This is a genomic window from Streptomyces sp. 5K101, assembly GCF_046506645.1.
Taxonomy (GTDB): Bacteria; Actinomycetota; Actinomycetes; order Streptomycetales; family Streptomycetaceae; genus Streptomyces.
The window spans coordinates 138378-157512 of sequence record NZ_JBKFFO010000007.1 but is presented as its reverse complement, the minus strand read 5'-3'; the positions used below and the strand labels follow the sequence as shown (position 1 = coordinate 157512).

The 19135-nt window shown below is 72.8% G+C and carries 17 protein-coding genes; 7 read left to right on the top strand and 10 right to left on the bottom strand.

Annotated features, from left to right (window positions below; translation table 11 throughout):
• Positions 1 to 16 precede the first annotated feature (16 nt).
• Positions 17 to 805, bottom strand: a complete 789-nt coding sequence (locus tag ACLB9X_RS16020) for a hypothetical protein (protein ID WP_410361025.1) — start codon at positions 803 to 805, stop codon at positions 17 to 19.
• 366 nt (positions 806 to 1171) lie between these two features.
• Here ACLB9X_RS16020 and ACLB9X_RS16015 point away from each other — a divergent pair, with 366 nt between their 5' ends.
• From ACLB9X_RS16015 to ACLB9X_RS15995, 5 genes are read left to right on the top strand one after another with little or no spacing between them, the layout of a single operon-like run.
• Positions 1172 to 4846, top strand: a complete 3675-nt coding sequence (locus ACLB9X_RS16015) for a nitrate- and nitrite sensing domain-containing protein (protein ID WP_410361024.1) — start codon at positions 1172 to 1174, stop codon at positions 4844 to 4846.
• Positions 4843 to 5325, top strand: a complete 483-nt coding sequence (locus tag ACLB9X_RS16010) for a roadblock/LC7 domain-containing protein (RefSeq protein WP_410361023.1) — start codon at positions 4843 to 4845, stop codon at positions 5323 to 5325. The genes ACLB9X_RS16015 and ACLB9X_RS16010 overlap by 4 nt, the downstream gene beginning before the upstream one ends.
• Positions 5322 to 5732, top strand: coding sequence for a DUF742 domain-containing protein (locus ACLB9X_RS16005; protein WP_177147545.1), 411 nt, complete (start codon positions 5322 to 5324; stop codon positions 5730 to 5732). The genes ACLB9X_RS16010 and ACLB9X_RS16005 overlap by 4 nt, the downstream gene beginning before the upstream one ends.
• Positions 5713 to 6411 (top strand): GTP-binding protein, encoded by a 699-nt coding sequence (locus tag ACLB9X_RS16000; protein WP_410361022.1) that lies wholly within the window; start codon positions 5713 to 5715, stop codon positions 6409 to 6411. Before ACLB9X_RS16005 ends, ACLB9X_RS16000 begins: the two co-directional genes overlap by 20 nt.
• A gap of 29 nt (positions 6412 to 6440) precedes the next feature.
• Complete coding sequence (locus tag ACLB9X_RS15995; RefSeq protein ID WP_410361021.1) at positions 6441 to 7679, top strand: styrene monooxygenase/indole monooxygenase family protein; 1239 nt, start codon at positions 6441 to 6443, stop codon at positions 7677 to 7679.
• A gap of 471 nt (positions 7680 to 8150) precedes the next feature.
• Here ACLB9X_RS15995 and ACLB9X_RS15990 read toward each other — a convergent pair whose 3' ends face one another.
• The 3 genes from ACLB9X_RS15990 to ACLB9X_RS15980 are packed head-to-tail and all read right to left on the bottom strand — an operon-like array spanning position 8151 to position 10132.
• On the bottom strand, positions 8151 to 8426 hold the full coding sequence (locus ACLB9X_RS15990) for a hypothetical protein (RefSeq protein WP_410361020.1): 276 nt from the start codon (positions 8424 to 8426) through the stop codon (positions 8151 to 8153).
• Between the two features lie 10 nt (positions 8427 to 8436).
• On the bottom strand, positions 8437 to 9165 hold the full coding sequence (locus ACLB9X_RS15985; RefSeq protein WP_410361019.1) for a TetR/AcrR family transcriptional regulator: 729 nt from the start codon (positions 9163 to 9165) through the stop codon (positions 8437 to 8439).
• Positions 9166 to 9196: 31 nt separating this feature from the next.
• Positions 9197 to 10132, bottom strand: coding sequence for an AurF N-oxygenase family protein (locus tag ACLB9X_RS15980; protein WP_410361018.1), 936 nt, complete (start codon positions 10130 to 10132; stop codon positions 9197 to 9199).
• A 179-nt stretch (positions 10133 to 10311) separates the two neighbouring features.
• Between ACLB9X_RS15980 and ACLB9X_RS15975 the strand changes: the two genes are divergently transcribed.
• Both ACLB9X_RS15975 and ACLB9X_RS15970 read left to right on the top strand, forming a co-directional pair.
• Complete coding sequence (locus tag ACLB9X_RS15975) at positions 10312 to 11427, top strand: ferritin-like domain-containing protein (protein ID WP_410361017.1); 1116 nt, start codon at positions 10312 to 10314, stop codon at positions 11425 to 11427.
• A gap of 111 nt (positions 11428 to 11538) precedes the next feature.
• Complete coding sequence (locus ACLB9X_RS15970; RefSeq protein WP_410361016.1) at positions 11539 to 12138, top strand: Uma2 family endonuclease; 600 nt, start codon at positions 11539 to 11541, stop codon at positions 12136 to 12138.
• On the opposite strand, the gene ACLB9X_RS15965 is transcribed toward ACLB9X_RS15970, so the two are convergent.
• The 6 genes from ACLB9X_RS15965 to ACLB9X_RS15940 all read right to left on the bottom strand — a co-directional run bounded on the left by ACLB9X_RS15965 (position 12139) and on the right by ACLB9X_RS15940 (position 19069).
• Positions 12139 to 12600 carry a DUF3291 domain-containing protein gene (locus ACLB9X_RS15965; RefSeq protein ID WP_410361015.1) on the bottom strand — a complete coding sequence of 154 codons (462 nt, stop codon included), beginning with the start codon at positions 12598 to 12600 and terminating at the stop codon, positions 12139 to 12141.
• Positions 12597 to 13655 carry an amidase family protein gene (locus ACLB9X_RS15960; protein WP_410361014.1) on the bottom strand — a complete coding sequence of 353 codons (1059 nt, stop codon included), beginning with the start codon at positions 13653 to 13655 and terminating at the stop codon, positions 12597 to 12599. The genes ACLB9X_RS15965 and ACLB9X_RS15960 overlap by 4 nt, the downstream gene beginning before the upstream one ends.
• A 4-nt stretch (positions 13656 to 13659) precedes the next feature.
• Positions 13660 to 15117: a penicillin-binding transpeptidase domain-containing protein gene (locus ACLB9X_RS15955; RefSeq protein WP_410361013.1), complete on the bottom strand. Its 1458-nt coding sequence runs from the start codon at positions 15115 to 15117 to the stop codon at positions 13660 to 13662.
• Positions 15114 to 16493, bottom strand: coding sequence for an FtsW/RodA/SpoVE family cell cycle protein (locus ACLB9X_RS15950; RefSeq protein ID WP_410361012.1), 1380 nt, complete (start codon positions 16491 to 16493; stop codon positions 15114 to 15116). The genes ACLB9X_RS15955 and ACLB9X_RS15950 overlap by 4 nt, the downstream gene beginning before the upstream one ends.
• A 101-nt stretch (positions 16494 to 16594) precedes the next feature.
• Positions 16595 to 16870 carry a zinc-ribbon domain-containing protein gene (locus ACLB9X_RS15945; protein ID WP_410361011.1) on the bottom strand — a complete coding sequence of 92 codons (276 nt, stop codon included), beginning with the start codon at positions 16868 to 16870 and terminating at the stop codon, positions 16595 to 16597.
• Positions 16871 to 16963: 93 nt separating this feature from the next.
• The gene (locus ACLB9X_RS15940) at positions 16964 to 19069 is read right to left on the bottom strand and encodes a PBS lyase (RefSeq protein WP_410361189.1); all 2106 of its coding nucleotides are present in this window, start codon (positions 19067 to 19069) and stop codon (positions 16964 to 16966) included.
• Between the last annotated feature and the right edge of the window lie 66 nt (positions 19070 to 19135).

Genomic DNA, 19135 nt, shown 5'->3' with positions numbered 1-19135 from the left:
GAGGAGGCGGGGGGCCTCACAGCTCGACGAGAACGGCCGTGGCGTCGTCGTGCCGCTTCCCGCGGCCCTCGCCCGTACGCGGCCGCGTCGCCGTCTCCAGGGCCCGCACCCGGTCGATCAGCGCCTGTGCGCCCTCCTTGCGCAGCACGCCCACGCACGCGGCCCAGTCCCCCTCCGCGAACAGGTCCACCCAGCGCGACGCGCCGTCGGTGAGCGCCGCGACCGCCCGTACGTCCCCGCGCGCGACGCTGCCCGCGACCGCCCGTTCCGCCACCGCCGGGTCGGCCGCCGCCGTGAAGAACCCGTCCTCGGCGTTGCGCAGGGCGTCGGCCGACGCATGGGTGCGCAGGGCCTCGCGGGGCAGCCGGTCGAGCCGGTCGTCCAGCACCGCCCGGACCGAGCCGTCGGCCGACTCCAGCAGCAGCGTCGAGTCGGAGAGCACCAGGTACTCCACGTCGCCCGCCGCTCCGCCCCACCGGGCGATGACCACCGTCGCCTGGGGCGTCCGCACGTGAGAAAGGTCACAGGTGTCCCGGTGTGCGTCCGCGGTGCGCCGGATCGCCTGCGAAAGCACGCCGGTCAGGGGCAGATCCCGCCGCGAACCGGACAGTTCGACCAGGGCGCCGCCCAGCCGGGCGGTGAACCACGGAACCCCGTGCACGCATCCGGCGTCCCCCTGGGGTGGAGTCACTCCGTCCAGTACCACCAGCGTTCCGCCCTGTCCCGATGCGGGCAGAGCCACCGAGGCCCAGTCCTCGTTGAGGCGTTCCCGGACGCCGGGGGCGGTGGCGAGGTCGATGCGCATGTCCTTCAGTCTGCACGACTCCCCCACGTCGCGTCCGCGCCGCGCGGATTGGGCCGTACTACCAGGTCAGAGGGGTTGCTTCGACCCAAATGGGCCGCTGCGCGAAGCTGCGGGCGCACATCCTGCCAAAGGGTGGCTCCCAGGTCCAACCAACACGTCGGGAGCCGGGCGTTCCGGCGTTCGGGAGAGTTGTTCGCCAACTCAGGCATGTTGTTCACTCGTTCGGGTGGCGGAGCGGCCGATGCGCGCCTCCCTCCCAAAGGCACTGGAATGGTCGGAAGCCGTACCAGGGGTGGGGCTCTCGCGCGTGACCGGTCGTCATCTCTGCTTCATGGGTGGACGAGTCAAGCAAGATTGCGAGCACCGGTGCAGAAGAAGCGGCCTCGGGGCAAGGGCGACAGGCCCACTGGAACAGCAGGCGAACTCCAGGTCCCGGCCCCTGTGGCTCCCCTGCCCCCGCAGGGACAGGGCGAAACCCTCCGGACCTCCCCAGGGGCTCCCGGGGTCCCCACGCAGTCCACCGTTCCCGCGCCGGGCGCGGATGCAGCGCCGAATGCCGGTTCTGTGCCGCCGAGCGCCGTTCCTGCGTCGAGCCCAGGCCCCGCGCCGAGCCCTGGCCCTGCGTCGAACCCCGGTCTGGTGCCGAGTCCCGGCCCCGCGCAGGACACCATGACCCCCTCCGGGCGTCGCGCGCGCGTGCGCAGCCGGCTCGTCACCGGCGTGGCGGTCGTCGGACTCGTCGTCGTCGGCGCCGGAACCCCCGGCATCCTCGCGACGTCCGCGGAACTGACCGAGGCCCAGCGATTGGTGACCCTCGCCGAGTTCGACCGCCAGGCCGTCACCCTCGCGCACTCCCTCGCAGACGAACGCGACGAGGTCACCGCCTACGTCGCAGCCGGCCGCGACTCCGCGAAGGACGGTGCGTCCGGGAGCGAGGACGGCAATGGCCACGCCGACGCGCCGAAGCTCTCCGCGGCCCTCAGCGCCCGCGTCGACCGCCAGATCCGCGAGATCCGCGCCACTGTGCCGGAGGACCACACCGACCTGCGCACCGCACTCGAGTCCCTGCCCGGCGTGCGCAGCACCGCCCTCACCGGCAAGGGCACCCCCCTGGAGGTGCACCGCGCCTACACCGCGGTCATCAACCAGCTCCAGGCGCTCGCCGACGAACTCGCCGAGAAGACCCCGCCGCGCGCCGCCGAGGCCACCCGCGCGCCCGCGGCCCTCGGCCTCGCCGTGGAGCAGGCGTCCGCCACCCGCGGCCTGCTGCTCGCCGCGCTGTCCGTGCCGCAGCCCGAGACCCGGCTGACGTACGACCCGATCACGGGCCTGCCCGTGCAGACCGCCGACGAGGACTCCGGCACCGACGCCCGTACCCGCAACGAGCTCACCGCCGCGGCCCAGCAGGCCCGCGTCCGCGAACTCGCCGCGCTCGCCGACTTCGACCAGGCCGCGAACAAGGACGCCCGCGACAACCTCGCCGCCACCGTCACCGGCTCCGAGGTCAAGAGCGCCGAGAGCCTTCTCGCCCGACTGACCGACCAGCCCCGGCTCTCCGCCTCCGAGCGCGGCACCGACCGCTCCGAGCTGGCGGCCGCGCTCACCGCCCGCATCGAGCAGATGCGCGGCGCCGAGACCTCCCTCGCCGTCGAACGGCTGGTGCGCATCGAGCAGTTGCGCGACGACGACGTCACCACGCTCGAAGTACGCATCGCGCTCCTCGGCGGGCTGCTCGTCGTCACCATCGGCGTGCTGGCGGCCGTCTCGCGCACGCTCACCCGCCCGCTGGCCGTCCTGCGCATCGGCGCGGCCCGGCTCGCGGAGTCGCCCGAGACGGAGGAGCCGGTCCGCTTCACCGGCCGCAACGACGAGTTCGCCCAGGTCGTACGGTCCCTCAACAGCCTGCACGGCACGCTGCGCGACCTCGGCGCACGCGTCCGGCACCTCGACGCCGAGCGCGGCGGCCTCACCGGCTCGCGCGAGACGCTCGCGGCCGAGCTGGCCGAGGTCCGCACCGAACTCGGCGAGCGCGCCCAGGAGCTCAGCACCGAGCTGGAGCGCCTGCGCCGCACCGTCCACCACACCTTCGTCAACCTCTCGCTGCGCACGCTCGGCCTCGTCGAACGCCAGCTGGGCGTCATCGAGAGCCTGGAGGAGCGGGAGCAGGACCCCGAGCGGCTCGCCACCCTCTTCAAGCTCGACCACATGGCCACGGTCATGCGCCGGCACAGCGAGAACCTGCTGGTCCTCGCGGGTGCCGAGCACGGCCAGGGCCACGTCGGCCCCGTCCCGCTCGTCGACGTCCTGCGCGCCGCGGTCAGCGAGATCGAACGCTACGACCGGGTCGTCATCCAGTCCCTGCCGCCGCACGCCCAGGTCGCGGGCTTCGCCGCCGACGACCTCAGCCACCTGGTCGCCGAACTGCTGGAGAACGCCACGTCGTTCTCCCCGCCGGACGCCCAGGTCGAGATGTCGGGCTGGCTGCTGGAGAGCGGCGAGGTGATGCTCTCCGTCCAGGACGCGGGCATCGGCATGACCGAGGCGCGCATCGAGGAGCTCAACGCCCGGCTGAAGAACCCGGAGTCGTACGAGACCGGGACCGAGCGCGAGACCGAGGGGCTCGGCCTGCGGGTGGCCGCGCTGCTGGCGGCGCGCCACGGGGTACGGATCCAGCTGCGGGAGCACAAGCAGGGCGGGATCACGGCGGTGGTCGTCGTCCCGGCGACGCTCCTGCCGGACGGCCCGCCGGCCACGGCGTCCCAGCAGACGCCGGTCCCTGGCGCGGGCCCGGCGCTGAACCTGCCGGGCTCGACGGCGGAGGCGAACTCCAACACGCTCCCCCCGAGCCCCCGCCGCCCCGCCCACGCAGACCGTCCGACTCCGCCCGCGCCGGCCGACGCGGCGGCTGACACGGACCGCGCGGCGGACACGGAGCCGCTTGCCGCCGACGCGGCGGCCGGGTCGTCGCCCGAGGCGGGCTCGCCCGCGGGTCAGTTCGACCCGGCTGACGCGGACCGCGCGTCCGTGCCCAACGACTGCGGCGCTCCCGCCGGTCGGGTGGCTGACACCGACCTGACGGTGACCGCAGGCGGTGCGTTCGCTGCCGACGCGGCGGCTGAGGCCGACCGTGCGCCGCACGGCGACCTGTCCATCGCCGATGCGGCGGACACGTCCTCGTCCGGGCAGCGCTCGCACGCCGGCCCGTTCGCTGCGGCTGACGCGGACGGCACGTCCGGCGCGGGCCGGGACGCCGGCGCCCGCTCTGCGGCGCCCACCGACCTCGGCGCTCCTGCCGGTCGCGTGGCTGACGCCGATCGTGCGGCGGACGTGGAGCCGCTTGCCGCCGATGTGGTGGCCGGGTCGTCGTCCGAGGTGGGCTCGCACGCGGGCCCCTTTGCCCCTGCCGACGCCGACCGCGCGTCTGTGCCCACGGACCTCGGCGCTCCCGCCGACCGCGTGGCTGACGCCGACCTGACTGCGACCATGGATGGTGCGTCCGCCGCCGACGCGGCGGCTGAGGCCGACCGTGCGCCGCACGGCGGCCCGTCCGCGGCCGACGCCGACCGTGCGCCGCATGCGGCCCCGTTCGCCGATGCCGACGCGGCGGCCGACGCCGCCCACGCCCCCGCCGAGCCCCTTCCCCCGGCCGACCCGTTCGTCGAGGCCGCCGAGCGGGCCGTGCGGGCCGCTGAGCAGGAGCGGGGCGCGCACGAGCGGACCGTCGACGAGGACACCTTCGCCATGCGGCTGCCCGAGCAGCCCGCCGACGACGTCACCTGGGACCGCGTCACCGACAAGGGCCTGCCCAAACGGACCCCGAAGATCGTCGCACCGCCCACCGCTCCCGCCGGACCCACCGGGAGCGTCGACGCCGAGGCGCTGCGGCGGCGGCTCGGCGGCTTCCAACGGGGCGCGCAGGAAGGTTGGCGCGATGCCGAGGCCGAGATCGCCCAGCGCAGCACCCAGCAAACCACCCGGTCAACCGACCAGCAGAACACCGACACAGAGACGGGGGACACAGTCGAGGAGGCACGCAGTTGACTGCGACCGGCACATTCGGGCTGAGCAAGGAGGCCCGCAATCTGCAGTGGTTGTTGGGCAATCTCGTGGAGGAGGTGCCAGGAGTACGCTCGGTCGCCGTCGTCTCGTCCGACGGCCTGCTCCTGCTCTCCTCCGACCCCGCGCAGAACACGTCCCCGGCCGAGCCGGCCCGTCCTGACGGCCCGCGCGGCTCCAGCGCCGACCTCGCCACCATCGTCTCCGGCATCGGCAGCCTCACCATCGGCGCCGCCGGTCTCATGGACGGCGGCAGGGTGAAGCAGACCATGGTCGCCATGGACGAGGGCAGCGTCTTCGTGATGTCGATCAGCGACGGCTCGCTGCTCGGCGTGCACGCCGCCCCCGACTGCGACATGAGCATCGTCGCGTACCACATGGCCCTGTTCGTCGGCCGCGCCGGACACGTACTCACCCCCGAAGTCCGCAGCGAGCTGCGCAAATCGATGGAGAGCATCCGATGACAGCCGCCGCCTCGTCCTCCAAACTCCCCGTACGCGGCCAGGGACGCAGGCCCGCCCGCGTACGCCCGTACTCGCTCACCGGCGGCCGCACCCGCTTCGGTCACGTGCTGCTCGTCGAGACCTTCGTCGCCGCGCTCGAGGCCCCGCCCGAGCGCCGCGAACTGCCCGGCGGCGACCTCTCGACGCGCGTCATGCCCGAGTTGCGGGCGATCGTCGAGCTGTGCCGCCGTATGCGTACCGTCGCCGAGATCTCGGCGCTGCTGAAGATGCCGCTGGGTGTCGTCCGGGTGCTCCTCAGCGACCTGGCCGACCAGGGAAAGATCCGTGTGTACGGGACCGGGCACGGCACCGGACAGCCCGACCGCGCGCTGCTCGAAAGGGTGCTGAGTGGACTCCGCCGCCTCTGACACGCTCCCCGCCCGCCCGCTCGCCCCGCAGGACCAGGACGCGCCGAGCGCCCCGGCCGCGGCGGACGCACGCCCCGAGGACACCGTGCGGCCCGAGGAGCGGCCGCAGGCGTGGGAGCTGGACACCACCCGCGCCCCCATCGCCACCAAGATCGTCGTGGCAGGTGGCTTCGGCGTGGGCAAGACGACCTTCGTCGGGTCGGTCTCGGAGATCACTCCGCTGCAGACCGAGGCGCTGATGACCCAGGCCAGTGAGGAGACCGACGACCTCACCGCCACGCCGGAGAAGACCACCACGACCGTGGCGATGGACTTCGGCCGCATCACGCTCGACGACGACCTGGTGCTCTACGTCTTCGGCACGCCCGGCCAGCAGCGCTTCTGGTTCATGTGGGACGACCTGGTGCGCGGGGCGATCGGCGCCGTCGTGATGGCCGACACGCGACGGCTGCCGGACTGCTTCCCGGCCCTCGACTACTTCGAGAGCTGCGGGCTGCCCTACATCGTCGCCGTCAACCACTTCGAGGGATCGACCGCCTACGAGGCCGAGGACGTACGGGAGGCCCTCACCGTGCCGCCCCACGTGCCGGTGGTGATCATGGACGCCCGCAGACGCGTCACGGTCATCGAGTCGCTGCTCGCGCTCGTCGCCCACGCCCTTGAAGCCACCCCCGAATAGCCTCCCGAACATCTACGGAGCACCCCCTCATGCGGAAGATACTCATCGTCGGCGCCGGCCAGTCCGGTCTGCAGCTCGCACTCGGCCTCCAGTCCCAGGGCTACGAGGTCACCCTGATGTCCAACCGCACGGCGGACGAGATCCGGTCCGGCCGGGTCATGTCCACGCAGTGCATGTTCCACACCGCCCTCCAGCACGAGCGGGACCTGGGCATCAACTTCTGGGAGACGCAGGCCCCGAAGATCGAGGGCCTCGGCGTCTCGGTCGCCGCGCCCGACGCGAGCCGCGCCGTCGACTGGGTCGGCAGGCTCGACGGCTACGCCCAGTCCGTCGACCAGCGCGTCAAGATGGCGGGCTGGATGGAGACGTTCGCCCAGCGCGGCGGACAGCTGGTCATCCACGGTGCGGCCGTGTCCGACCTGGACTACTTCTCCCGCACCTACGACCTGGTCCTGGTGTCGGCCGGCAAGGGCGAGCTGGTCTCCATGTTCGGCCGGGACGCCTCCCGTTCCCCGTACGCGGAGCCGCAGCGCGCGCTCGCCGTCGCCTACGTCCACGGCCTCGGCCCGCGCCCCGAGCACCCCGACTACGACGCGGTGCGCTGCAACCTGGTGCCCGGGGTCGGCGAGCTGTTCGTGATGCCGACCCTCACCGTCTCGGGACGCGCCGACATCCTGTTCTGGGAGGGCATCCCCGGCGGACCGCTCGACGTCTTCCAGGGCGTCAAGGACCCCTCCGAGCACCTGGCGTTGACGCTGGAGCTGATGGAGAAGTACACGCCCTGGGAGTACGCGCGGGCCACGAAGGTCGAGCTGACGGACGCGGCCGGCACGCTGGCCGGCCGCTACGCGCCCACCGTGCGCAATCCCATCGGCCGCCTCCCCGGCGGCGGCCTGGTCCTCGGCGTCGCGGACGTCGTGGTGGCCAACGACCCGATCACGGGCCAGGGTTCCAACTCGGCGTCCAAGTGCGCGGCCTCCTACCTGGCCTCGATCACCGAGCACGGCGACAAGCCGTTCGACGAGGCGTGGATGCAGGCGACGTTCGACCGGTACTGGGAGACCGCACAGCACGTCACCAAGTGGACCAACGCGATGCTCGGCGTCCCGCCGGAGCACGTACTGAACCTGATCGGCGCGGCCGGCCAGCTCCAGCCCGTCGCTAACCGGTTCGCCAACGGGTTCAACGACCCGGCCGACTTCGAGAACTTCTTCTACGACCCCGAGAAGGCGGGCACCTACCTGGCGGAGGTCGCGCAGGGCGCCTGACGGCGCCGGTTCCAGCGTCGGCGGAGCATCGGTTCGCGAGGCGGTACGTGCCCCGGCTCCGCCGAGCGAACCCGCACCCCGCCCCGCTCCGGTGGTCACTCCGCCGTGGCCGGCGGGCCGCCTCAGCGGGTCCCAGTGCCCCCGGTCGTCGCCGTCGTCCCGTCCGTTCCTGCCGTTGCACCGTCGGGCAGGAGCGGCGGGGATGCCGGCACGCCCCCGGGGCGGCGGCGTCCTCGCCGTGGCGTGCAGCCGGGACAGGATGTCGGCCGGCGCGGCCCCCAGGATCCGCACCGCCCCCCGGCAGCGGGCTGTCCCAGCCCCGGCGAGCTGCTCCCTCTGCCGGTCTCGTACCGGAAGCGTCGCCGGCAGCGGCCCCGGAACGCGCGCGAGGCGGCGCGCCGAGGCCGTACGAGCGCCACCATGGACGCCGCCCGCCCCGACCGACGGTCCCGGCGACACGGCCCCGTGAATCTACGGCGTGCCCTTCGGCTTCGACCAGGGCCACCTCAGCTCACGGCGCTCCACGCCCTCGGGGGCGTACTCGTACTTCCAGCCGCGCTGCAGGCCCAGCCGCTTCGTGTAGCCGGCCGGGACACGGCGGTAGGCGTGGACCGTGGGCGGGCTGCCGTCGTCCTGAGGCACTGGGATCGTGTACCACTTCGGCGGATGCCCCGTGGGGCCCACCAGCACCGGCAGGGCGCGTCCGTCCATCGGGCCGCCGACGAAGGGGGTGTTCTCGCTTCTCACGCCTCCAGTGTCACAGCAGGTGCGACGCCCCGCCGACGACCGGTACCAGGCGGCGGGCCAGCGTGCCGACCGCGCCGGCCGACGTCTCCTGGGCCACCAGGTCCGCGACCGCTCCCGCCGTCTCCTCGTCGGTCGCCGCCGTGGCCACCAGCAGGGCGATCAGATGGTCGATCAGCCAGTCCCGCATCTCCTCGGCCGGCGGCTGCTTGCCCTCGTCGATCCAGATCAGCGACGCCGCCTCGGCGGCCGCGATCCAGGTGCGCACCATCATCCGCATCCGGGGCCCCGCCCCCTCGGCGCCGAGGTGCAGCAGGATCTGCTCCGCCGCGGACCGCCGCACCTCGTCGACGATCGACGTCGTGCGCGAGGTCTCGACGACGCTCCCGCCGCGCAGCAGCGCGCTGAACCCGGTGTCGTGCTCGTCGACGAAGAGCAGGAAGCGGTCCAGAACCCGGGCCAGCCGGGCGGTCGGCGGCCCGGCGGCCGGCTCGGCGAAGCAGTCCTCCAGCCGGTCGGCGGCCGAGCGCAGCGCCGCCTCGTACAGCTGCTGCTTGCCGCCCGGGAAGTAGCGGTAGACGAGGGGCCGGGAGACACCGGCGGCCTCCGCCACGTCGTCGAGCGAGATCTCCTCCGGCGGCTGGTGCGCGAAGAGGGAGAGCGCCGCCGCGAGCAGCTGCGCGCGGCGCTCCTCGACGCTGAGCCGTCGGTACGCGCGGGCCGCGGGAGCAGGACTGGTCATGCTTCGCAGCGTAACCGCAGCCCCCGTCGTGCTACGCGAGAAGCCCGGAGCTCTTCCACAGCCGGCGGCCCGCTCCGCGCAGTACGCCGATGTCGTCCAGGAAGTCGGTGAGCCGCCGGGCCCCGGACTGCATGACCTCGCGCCGGTGGCCGCTCGCGCGCACCTGGGCGACGGCCTCGCGCCGGTCGAGCCCCACGTTCTCGTACACCTTCGGGTTGATGAAGCAGACGCTGAAGACGCGGGCGGCCTCGCCGCAGCTGAGACGGGTGAACTCCTGCTCCCAGCGCGGCGCGGTCACCATCTGGCGGCGCAACTCCTCGCGGGCGTACCGGACATGGCGGGCCTCCTCCACCACGTGGATACGGGTGACTCCGCGCACCAGGGTCTGCACCCGCTCGTCCGGGAACGTGAGACGCTGCATCCAGTCGAGGATCTCCTCGCCGAGCAGCGTGGCCGCGAAGGACCCGGGCGTGGTCGAGACGGTCTTCAGGACGCGCGCGAGGTTGTGGTAGACCCGCGGCACCGGGTAGGCCGGCGCGCCGCCCTTCTTGATCATCCTCGCGAACATCATCGAGTGCCGGCACTCGTCCGCGATCTCCGTGAGGGCGTAGCGGACGTGGTTGCTGGTCAGGGACTTGTCGTAGATGTGGCGGACCAGCAGCTGCATCAGGATGATCTCGAACCAGATCCCGAGCGAGGCCAGCGACGCCGCCTCGTGGCGGGCCAGGTCCCTCCGCCGTTCCTCGGACATCCGGTGCCACAGCGGCGTGTCGTAGAGCGACACGAGCTCCGGTGGCCAGAACCACTTGCCGTCCTCGATCGGCGCCTCCCAGTCGAGCTCCTTGTCGGGGTCGAAGGAGTGCTTGGCGGAGGACTCGAGCAGGCGGGCGGCCACCTGCTCGCGGTCCCGCAGCGGGCCCAGGGCGTCACGGAGCACCTGCACCTCGCGGTCGGTCACGGTTGTCATGGCTGAGGACACCTCGCGCGTGGGTTACCGGTCGTCACCCGTTATGAGACTGCCCGTCAGCAAGCTCGTCAATCCCTTGCGCACGACTTGTTGACTGCCCGTCTACTACCGTGTGAGCCTGCCAACTGTCCTTGCACATCGGTGAGTACGCAACGGGATACGAGGCGAAGGAGCCGCCAGTGTCGACGTACGAGCACTACACGCACGCCCCCCAGAACCCGCTCTGGCAGGTCCCCGCCTCCGGCTCGGCGCGCTTCAGCTGGGAGTACGACGACGGCCGCGACCGGCTGCTGGCTCTGTACCAGAAGGGCAAGGACAAGCAGTGGGACGGCGCCAAGCGCATCGACTGGGACCTGGAGGTGGACCCGTACGACGCGCTCGGCACACCCGACGAGGCGCTGACCCTGTACGGCACCCGGCACTGGGCGAAGATGACCGAGAAGGACAAGGGGGAGCTGCGCAGGCACTACACGGCCTGGCAGTTCAGCCAGTTCCTCCACGGTGAGCAGGGCGCCATGATCTGCGCCGCGCGGATCGTCGAGTCCGTCCCCGACCTCGACGCCAAGTTCTACTCGGCGACCCAGACCATGGACGAGGCCCGGCACGCCGAGATCTACGGGCGCTTCCTGCACGAGAAGATCGGCATGCTCTACCCGATCAACGACAACCTGCAGGGCCTGCTCGGCGACACGCTGCGCGACTCCCGCTGGGACATGCCCTACCTCGGCATGCAGGTCCTCATCGAGGGCCTGGCGCTGGCCGCCTTCGGCATGATCCGCGACACGACGACCAAGCCGCTGCCGAAGCAGATCCTGGCGTACGTGATGCAGGACGAGGCCCGCCACGTGGCCTTCGGGCGGATGGCCCTGCGCGACTACTACCAGCAGCTCTCCGACGCCGAACTGCGCGAACGCGAGGAGTTCGTGATCGAGGGCTGCTACCTGATGCGCGACCGCCTGCGCGGTGTCGAGGTCCTGGAGAACTTCGGCATCTCGCGCAAGGAGGCGGAGGAGTACTCGGAGCAGTCCGAGTTCCTCCATCTCTTCCGCAAGCTGCTGTTCAGCCGGATCGTGCCGTGCGTCAAGGACATCGGACTGTGGGGCGAACGGCTCCAGAAGGCGTATCTGGACATGGGCGTCTTCGAGATGGGCGACGCGAGCCTCGACCTGCTGATGACCCAGGACGAGGAGGTGGCCGAACAGCTCGACCGGGAACGGTTCGCCGCGGAGGAGCAGGCGCGCGTGTCCGAGGTGACGGACGCGATCGCGGAGGGCGCGCAGGTCTCCGACGGCTGAGGGGCGGGCCCGTCAACACGAGATCGTCGATCACTCTTTCGATGGGTCGATGCGGCATCTCTGCTGGGTACGCTGGATCTGCCAGGCAGACTCCGTCGCATGGGAGCAATCATGAGCGCCGCACGCGAGTACGGGCTGGACGAGAACTTCGAATGGCCTCGTCCGCCGGCCGAAGGCTGGACGGCGGACGACCTCGACAAGCTTCCGAATCTTCCTCCGCACACGGAGCTGATCGACGGGAGTCTTGTTTTGATGAGTCCGCAGACCCGGTTCCATTCGCGCACCATTCACTTCCTGGTGCACGCGCTGACGGACCAGGCGCCGGAGCATCTTGAGGCCATCGGTGAGATGACCATGAGGATGGACCGCAAGAACCGGCCCGAGCCCGACGTTCTCGTGGTTCCGGTGGACGCGGACACCGGCCCGCGGCAGACCTGGTTCGAGCCCGAGGACGTCGTCCTCGCCGTCGAAGTCGTCTCCGCCGACTCCGTCGAGCGCGACAGAGAGGTCAAGCCCCGCAAGTACGCCCAGGCCGGCGTCCCGCACTTCTGGCGTGTCGAGGAGGACAACGGCCTGCCGGTCGTTTACGTCTACGAGCTCGATCCCGCGACCCGGGTCTATGCGCTGGAGGACATCCACCACAATCGGCTCAAGGTCCAGCGACCCTTCCCGATCGAGATCGACCTCACGGCGGTCAACCGGCGCAGTTGATCACGCTGCCCCCGCCCCCGGCGGCGGGAACGGTGTCCGCAGCGTGAACGCGTACTGCGTCGGACCGTGCTCCCGCACATGGAGCAGGCGTTCCTCCGCCTCGCGGACCGTCGGGCGGTGGCCTGCCGGGACCCACCACATCGTGGTCATGACCTCCTTGACCCGCTCGAAGAACTCGTAGCGGCGCGCCAGCAGTTCGCGGTGCATCCCCTGGTACATGAACGCCGTCAGCGCGTTCGTGTCCCGCCACACCGACATGTTCACCATCATCGTGTCGTCGCCGAACACCCGCATGTCCGTGGCGTTGCCCGTCTCGTCCTGCAGGCGCCACACGAAACCGTCGGCCGCGTCGGCGACCGCGTTCACGGGGTCCAGGTTGTCGACGAAGTCCTTCAACTCGGCCGAGTCCAGAGGGTGTTTGAGCCGGGCTGTGTTCACCTGCGCGAGTTCGTATGCGGTCATGGCCGCACAGTAATCAGATGCCTTTCCGCCGCAACCGACATTTCGAGCAGTGAGACGTCCGACCCGCGCGGCGCCACCAGTTGGAGTCCGACGGGGCAGCCGTCGCTCGTGAAGCCCGCCGGGAGGCTGGCCGCGGGGTGGCCGCTCAGGTTGAAGACCCACGTCAGGGCCGTGGAGTAGACATCGCGGCCGGGGCCGTCGTGGCCGTGCGGGCGGTTGGGGGTCGCCGGGGTGATGAGGACGTCCGCCCCGGCGAACAGCGCGTCGAGCCGCCGGTCGTTCTCCTCCCGCACCTCCGCGCCCTCCGCCGCCCGCCCGGCCCGCACCGCCGTCCACGCCTCCACCGGGTCCAGCAGGGACGCGTTTCGGGCCTGCAGCCGTACGACACCGGCCGACATGAGCCGCTCCAGCGCCGCCCGCGCGACGGCAAGCACCTCACGGTCCACGTCCGCGAACCCGAGGTCCGGCGACCACACCGCCCGCAGCGGCACCTCCACGACCGTGTCCTCGTCGCCGTCGAGCACGCACCGCACATACGGGCGCGCCTCCTCGGCCGTCGGCGCGAGCACCCCGGCCGACGCCAGCCCCGTACGGTCCGGCGACGGCAGCAGCCCGTTGGTCGTCTTCAGGCCGAACACCCCGCACCACGCCGCCGGGATGCGCACCGAGCCGGCCCCGTCGCTGCCGGTCGCCAGCGCCGCCATCCCCGCCGCCACCGCCACCGCCGAACCGGCCGACGAGCCGCCCGGGGTGCGGTCCGCGCGCCAGGGGTTCCGGGTGGGGCCGTGCGTGCCGAGGCCCCAGGTCTGCCAGTACGTGCCGGGGCCGGGCACCGACGTCGACCCCACCGGAACCGCCCCCGCCGCGATCAGCCGGCGAGCCGCGTACGACCCGATACCGGATCTCCCCTTCACCGCGAACGGCAGCCCCGCGAGCGGCAGTCGAGGATCCACCGCACCAGCCAGACCCCGCGCCCGGTCGCCCCACACCTCGACGAAGGCGCTCAGACCGGGATCGAGCCGCCCGATGGTCTCCAGAGCCCGCGCCACGTCCATGCCGTCAGTCTCGCAGCGCCGCCACCATCACCGCGCGGGCGATCGGCGCCGCGCTGCCCCCGCCACTGATCTCCTCCCGGTCCGCCGCCGCGTCCTCCACGACCACCGCCACCGCGACCCCGGGCTGCGGCGCGTTCCGGGCCTGCGCCCAGGAGATGAACCAGGCGTACGGGGTGCCGGCGTTGCCGACGCCGTGCTGGGCCGTGCCCGTCTTGCCGCCCACGATCGCCCCCTTGATCGCCGCATTGGCCCCGGTGCCCTCCTCGACGGCCCGCACCATCAGCCGGCGCAGCTGCATCGCCGTCGCCGGGTTCATGGCCTGCCGGTACGGCCGGGGGCCGTACTGCGTGACCGGATCGCCGTCCGCCCGGGTCACCCGCTCCACCAGGTACGGGTACCGGACGGGGCCGCCGCCGGCGACGGCCGCCGAGACCATGGCCATCTGCAGTGGCGTGGCGGTCGTGTTGAACTGGCCGATCGAGGAGAGCGCGAGCTGGTCCAGGGACATGTCGGTGTCGAAGTTCGACCGCGAGACCGCCGCCGGGATGCGCAGCCCCGCGTCGTTGAAGCCGAACCCGGTGGCGGCCTGGACCATTCCGGAGAGCCCGACGCGCGCGCCGAGCCCGGCCATCACGGAGTTGCACGACCACTGGATCGCATACGCGAGCGAGGCGTTCTCACAGTCCTCGGCAGCATCGGGCAGCCTGGTGCTGGTACCGGGCAGGAGGTACGGCCGGGGGGTGCGGGTCGGCGCGTCCACGTCGTCGACGACGCCCGAGTCCAGCGCCGCCGCGGCCGTCACGATCTTGAAGGCGGATCCCGGCGGGTACGTCTGGCGGATTGCCCGGTTGAGCATCGGCCGGGTGCGGAGGCCGTTCAGCCGCACCCAGGCGTCCGCCGTGTCCTCGCCGGAGCCCGCCAGTTCGCCGGGGTCGTACGAGGGGCTGCTGACCAGGGCCAGGATGCGGCCCGTTGCCGGTTCGACCGCGGCGACGGCGCCGCGCCGGCCGTCCAGCCCCTCGTACGCGGCCCGCTGCACCGCTGCCCTGATCGTGGTGACGACCCTGCCGCCGGGCGGGCGGGCGCGGCTGAGGTCGTTCCAGAACGGCAGCGGGGAGAGCAGCGGGTCGGTGCCCGCGAGGATGCCGTCCTCGATGTTCTCCAGCAGGGAGGTGCCGTACAGCTGTGAGGCGTAGCCCGTGACGGGGGCGAACAGCGGTCCGTGGTGGTAGGTCCGTTCGTACCGCAGCCGGCCGCCCGTGTCGCGGGAGCCGGTGACCGGCCTGCCGTCGACGACGATGTCGCCGCGTGGTTCGGCGTAACGGGCGATGGCGGTGCGCCGGTTGGCGGGGCTGTCGACGAGGGCGGGCGCCTCGACGACGTGCACGCGGGCCGCGTTGAGGAGGAGCGCGGCCAGCAGGAGCACGCAGAACGCGGCCGCGTGCCGCACGTACCGGGTCACGGGCCGACCGCCGGCACTGCGGCGACGGCTTCCGGCTCAGCGGCGTCGGGCCCGGGCCCCCTGGCCGAGTCGCTCAGGCGGACGAGCAGGGCGACGATCACCCAGTTGGTGACGACGGAGGAGCCGCCCTGGGCCAGGAAGGGCATCGCCATGCCGGTGAGCGGGATGAGGCCCGTGACGCCGCCCGCGATGACGAACACCTGGAGCGCGATGATCGAGGACAGCCCGACGGCGAGCAGCCCGCCGAACGCGTCGCGCAGCGCGAGCGCCGCGCCGTAGCCGCGGGCGACGAGCAGCGCGTACAGCAGGAAGAGCGCGGTCAGGCCGACGAGGCCGAGCTCCTCGCCCGCGGTGGCGAGGATGAAGTCGGACTTGGCGGCGAAGCCGATGAGCACGGAGTGGCCGAGCCCGAGGCCGGTGCCGAGCATGCCGCCGGTGGCGAAGGCGAACAGCGACTGGGCGAGCTGGCCCGGCCCCTGTCCGGCCTCGATGCTCGCGTACGGGTCGAGCCAGTCCTGGACGCGGCTGTGGACGTGCGGTTCGAGCGAGCCGACGGCGTACGCGCCGGCCGCGGCGAGCAGCAGGCCGACGGCGATCCAGCCGATCCGGCCGGTGGCCACGTAGAGCATGACGACGAACAGTCCGAAGAACAGCAGCGAGGTGCCGAGGTCCCGTTCCAGGACCAGCACGCCCACGCTCAGCAGCCAGATCGTGAGCACCGGCCCGAGGACGCGCCCCGCCGGCAGCTGGAGTCCGGAGAACCACCGGCCCGAGCGGGCGAGCGCGCCGCGGTTGGCCGCGAGGTACGCGGCGAAGAACACGGCGAGCAGCACCTTGGCGAACTCGCCCGGCTGGATGGACAGTCCGGCGACCCGGATCCAGATGCGGGCCCCGTTGACGGCGGGGAAGAGGATCGGCGCACAGAGCAGCGCGAGGGCGGCGACGACGCTGACGTACGCGTAGCGCTGCAGCACCCGGTGGTCGTGCAGGACGACGACGGAGGCGATGAACAGTGCGACGCCGAGAGCGGACCACACGAGCTGGGTGGGCGCGGCTGCCTCGCCGGGGGTCTCCAGGTCGAGCCGGTAGATCAGCACGAGCCCGATGCCGTTGAGCAGGACGGCGATGGGCAGGAGCAGCGGGTCGGCGTAGGGGGCGCGCAGGCGGACGGCGAGGTGGGCGAGCAGGGCGAGGAGCCCGAGCCCGGCCCCGTAGCGCAGTGTGTCGGGGGGCACGGCCCCCTGCCGGGCGAGGCCGACGGCGGCGTAGCCGTAGACGGAGACCAGGACGGCGCAGATGAGCAGCGACAGTTCCACGCCCCGCCGCTTGGCGGGGCGTGGCGCGGGCGGGGGCGACACCGCCGTCGGTGCGGTCATGCCACGCAACGTAACGCAACGTAGCAATCAGTAAGAGCATTTGTCCCTTATGTCAGGGGGCGTCGCACGACGTCGCTTTCACTCCCTGGACGTACCGTCTCTTACTCGCCCGGACGTACCCGTTGTGCACTGGGCGGGGCGGACGCGGCCTGGAACTGGAGCTGCTCCGCCTGCGGGGCCGTCAGCCGCTGCTCCGCGCCGCAGAACGTGCACTGCGTCGCGAATTTCGTCGAGATGGGGAACAGCGGCACGAAGAACAGCGTGAACTTCGTGACCCGCTTGCGGAGCGTGTGCGCCGACGGGTTGCCGCAGTGGCCGCAGACCAGCGTGAGGACGGCCAGCTGGTACAGGTAGCCCTTGGTGCCGAAAATGATCATCTTTTGATTCCCTCCGTCATGGTCCAGGATCGCGCACGCGCCACGACGGGCGCGGCCGGGCCACGGCGTCAGCGGGCGGCCGGGCCCGGGCGGTCACGGCCCGCGCGTGACCGCCTGCCGGCACAGGCTCAGCAGCCTCTCGTCGGTGAAGATGTCATGGCCGCCCGCGCCCGCGTCGATCGCGTTGTGCCGCCGTACGGTCAGCAGTTCGCGGTCGACCAGCCGGTCCGCGCCCTCGGCCCCCCGCGTCGTCATCTCGGCGAGGGCCGCCGCCACCCGCACCCGGGCGTGCGGCAGTTCGCCCCAGGCCCGGCGCAGCACCGGCCAGGCCCGGCTCGGGTCCCCGGTCACCCGCCACAGCGCCGCGGCCGACTCGACCCGGGTCCACGGCTCCGCCGACCACAGCAGGGCGCCGAGCAGACGGGCGGCGGGCGCCCCGGCCGGACCCAGCGTCCCGACCACGGCTGCGGCCGTGCGCCGGGCGCCCGGGTCGGGCCCGTTCAGCACCGCGCACAGCACCGGCAGCACCGCGTCCGCGTCACCCTCCACCGCCCACAGCGCACCGGCGGCCCGCGCGGCCAGCGCCGCGGGCAGCCCCGCGTCGCCGGTCCGCACCCGGCGCGGCCCGGCCACCAGCCGACGCAGCTCGGGCGCGGCCTCGCGCGCGGCGGGCCCGAAGGCGGTCAGCGCCCGCAGCGCCGACTCGACCACCCACTCCCGCCGGTTCACGGGAGCCTCCCGCAGCACCCGCAGCACGGCGGGCACCGCCTCGGGCAGCGTGTCGGCCGCCCGGAGCACGGACAGCCCGTGCAGCAGCGGCCCGGCCTGTTCGGGGAGGGTGTCGTCGAGCGCCAGGCGGGCGAGCCGGTCGCACAGCGCCGGTCCGAGCGGCGCCGCCGCCGCCCCGAGCCGGTCCAGCGAACGCCCCAGGTCCCCCGGCGCCTCCCCCCGCTCCAGGATCCGCGCCAGGACGGGCACGATCCGCGCGTCGCCCGCCCGCACCAGCGCCATGACCGCCGAACCGAGCGTCGGCGGCCCGGCGTCCCACTCGCGCACCCAGCCGTGCGGCTCGGCCGCCACCCGCTCCAGCAACGCGTCCGCCGCCGGCTCCGCCAGCTGGAACAGGTCCTTGAGCACATAGGCCGCCGCGTCCCGGAGCCGCGGCTCGGGATCGGCGAGCTGCTCGCCGATCAGTCCCACCAGTTCGTCGTACGCGCCGCGCAGGGTCCGCAGCAGCACCTCGCTCATCCGTACGGCGTCGATGCGCTGCCCCCGGTCGGGGCTGCACAACTGGTCCGCCAGCAGCGCGATCCGGTCGTCCACCCGGTCGCCGAGACCGGCGTGGAGCGTCCGCAGCAGGTCCGCGGTCCACGGCGCGACCCGGCCCGCGGCGGCCGCCGCCCGTATCTCGCGCGGCTGCCCCAGCACCGGCGGCGCGGTCGTGTCGGCCGCCGCGGCCACCACGACGGGCTCCGCCCGCAGTTCGCGCAGCAGGCCGGTCACCCACGGCACCACGTCGGCGGGCAGCGCCGCCGGCGCGCAGCGGGCGAGCTGCGCGATCGCGCCCAGCCGCAGGCCCGCGCAGTAGTCCGGGCCGCCGATCGTCATCAGCCAGGCCACGACGTCGGGCGTCAGGCACTGGTGCCGCATCGCTATCCGGCCCACCGCGTCGATGCAGGCCAGCCGTACCTCGTTGTCCGTCTCCCGGTCGAACCTCTCCCGCAGCAGCTCCAGCACCCGCACCGGGTCGCTGTGCAGCGTCGCCAGCGCGAGCGGCGCCGCGAGCCGCACCCCGCGGTCGCGGTCGCCGGCCAGCGCCAGGAACACGTCGGCGCCCGCCGTGACCGCCGACGCCGCCATCGCGTAGTTGGCCGCCCCCTCGAAGTCCTCGTCCTCGGGGTCCAGTTCGTCGTCGCCGTCCAGGTCGATGCCGCCGATGCTGGTCAGCAGCTCCAGGATGCCGCCCCGGTCCTCGACCGTGGGGTCGGCCACCAGCTCCATCAGGAACGGGATGCACGCGAGCGTCGAGTCGTAGACGTCTCCCTGGTGGTGCACGGACCCGTACATCGCGTCGAGCGCGTGCTCGCGCTCCTCGGGATCCGCGGAGGCCAGTCCGCGCAGTAACTCCGGCACGTCGTCTGCCGGGCCGTAGGCGTGCGCCAGAGAGGCCCAGTCGACCTCTTCGATCCCCGCGAACACCATTGCCCCCTCCCCCGGAACGCTGCGTCCGTCCGTGTGTCTGGGGAGAGTGTGCCCCACGACCCC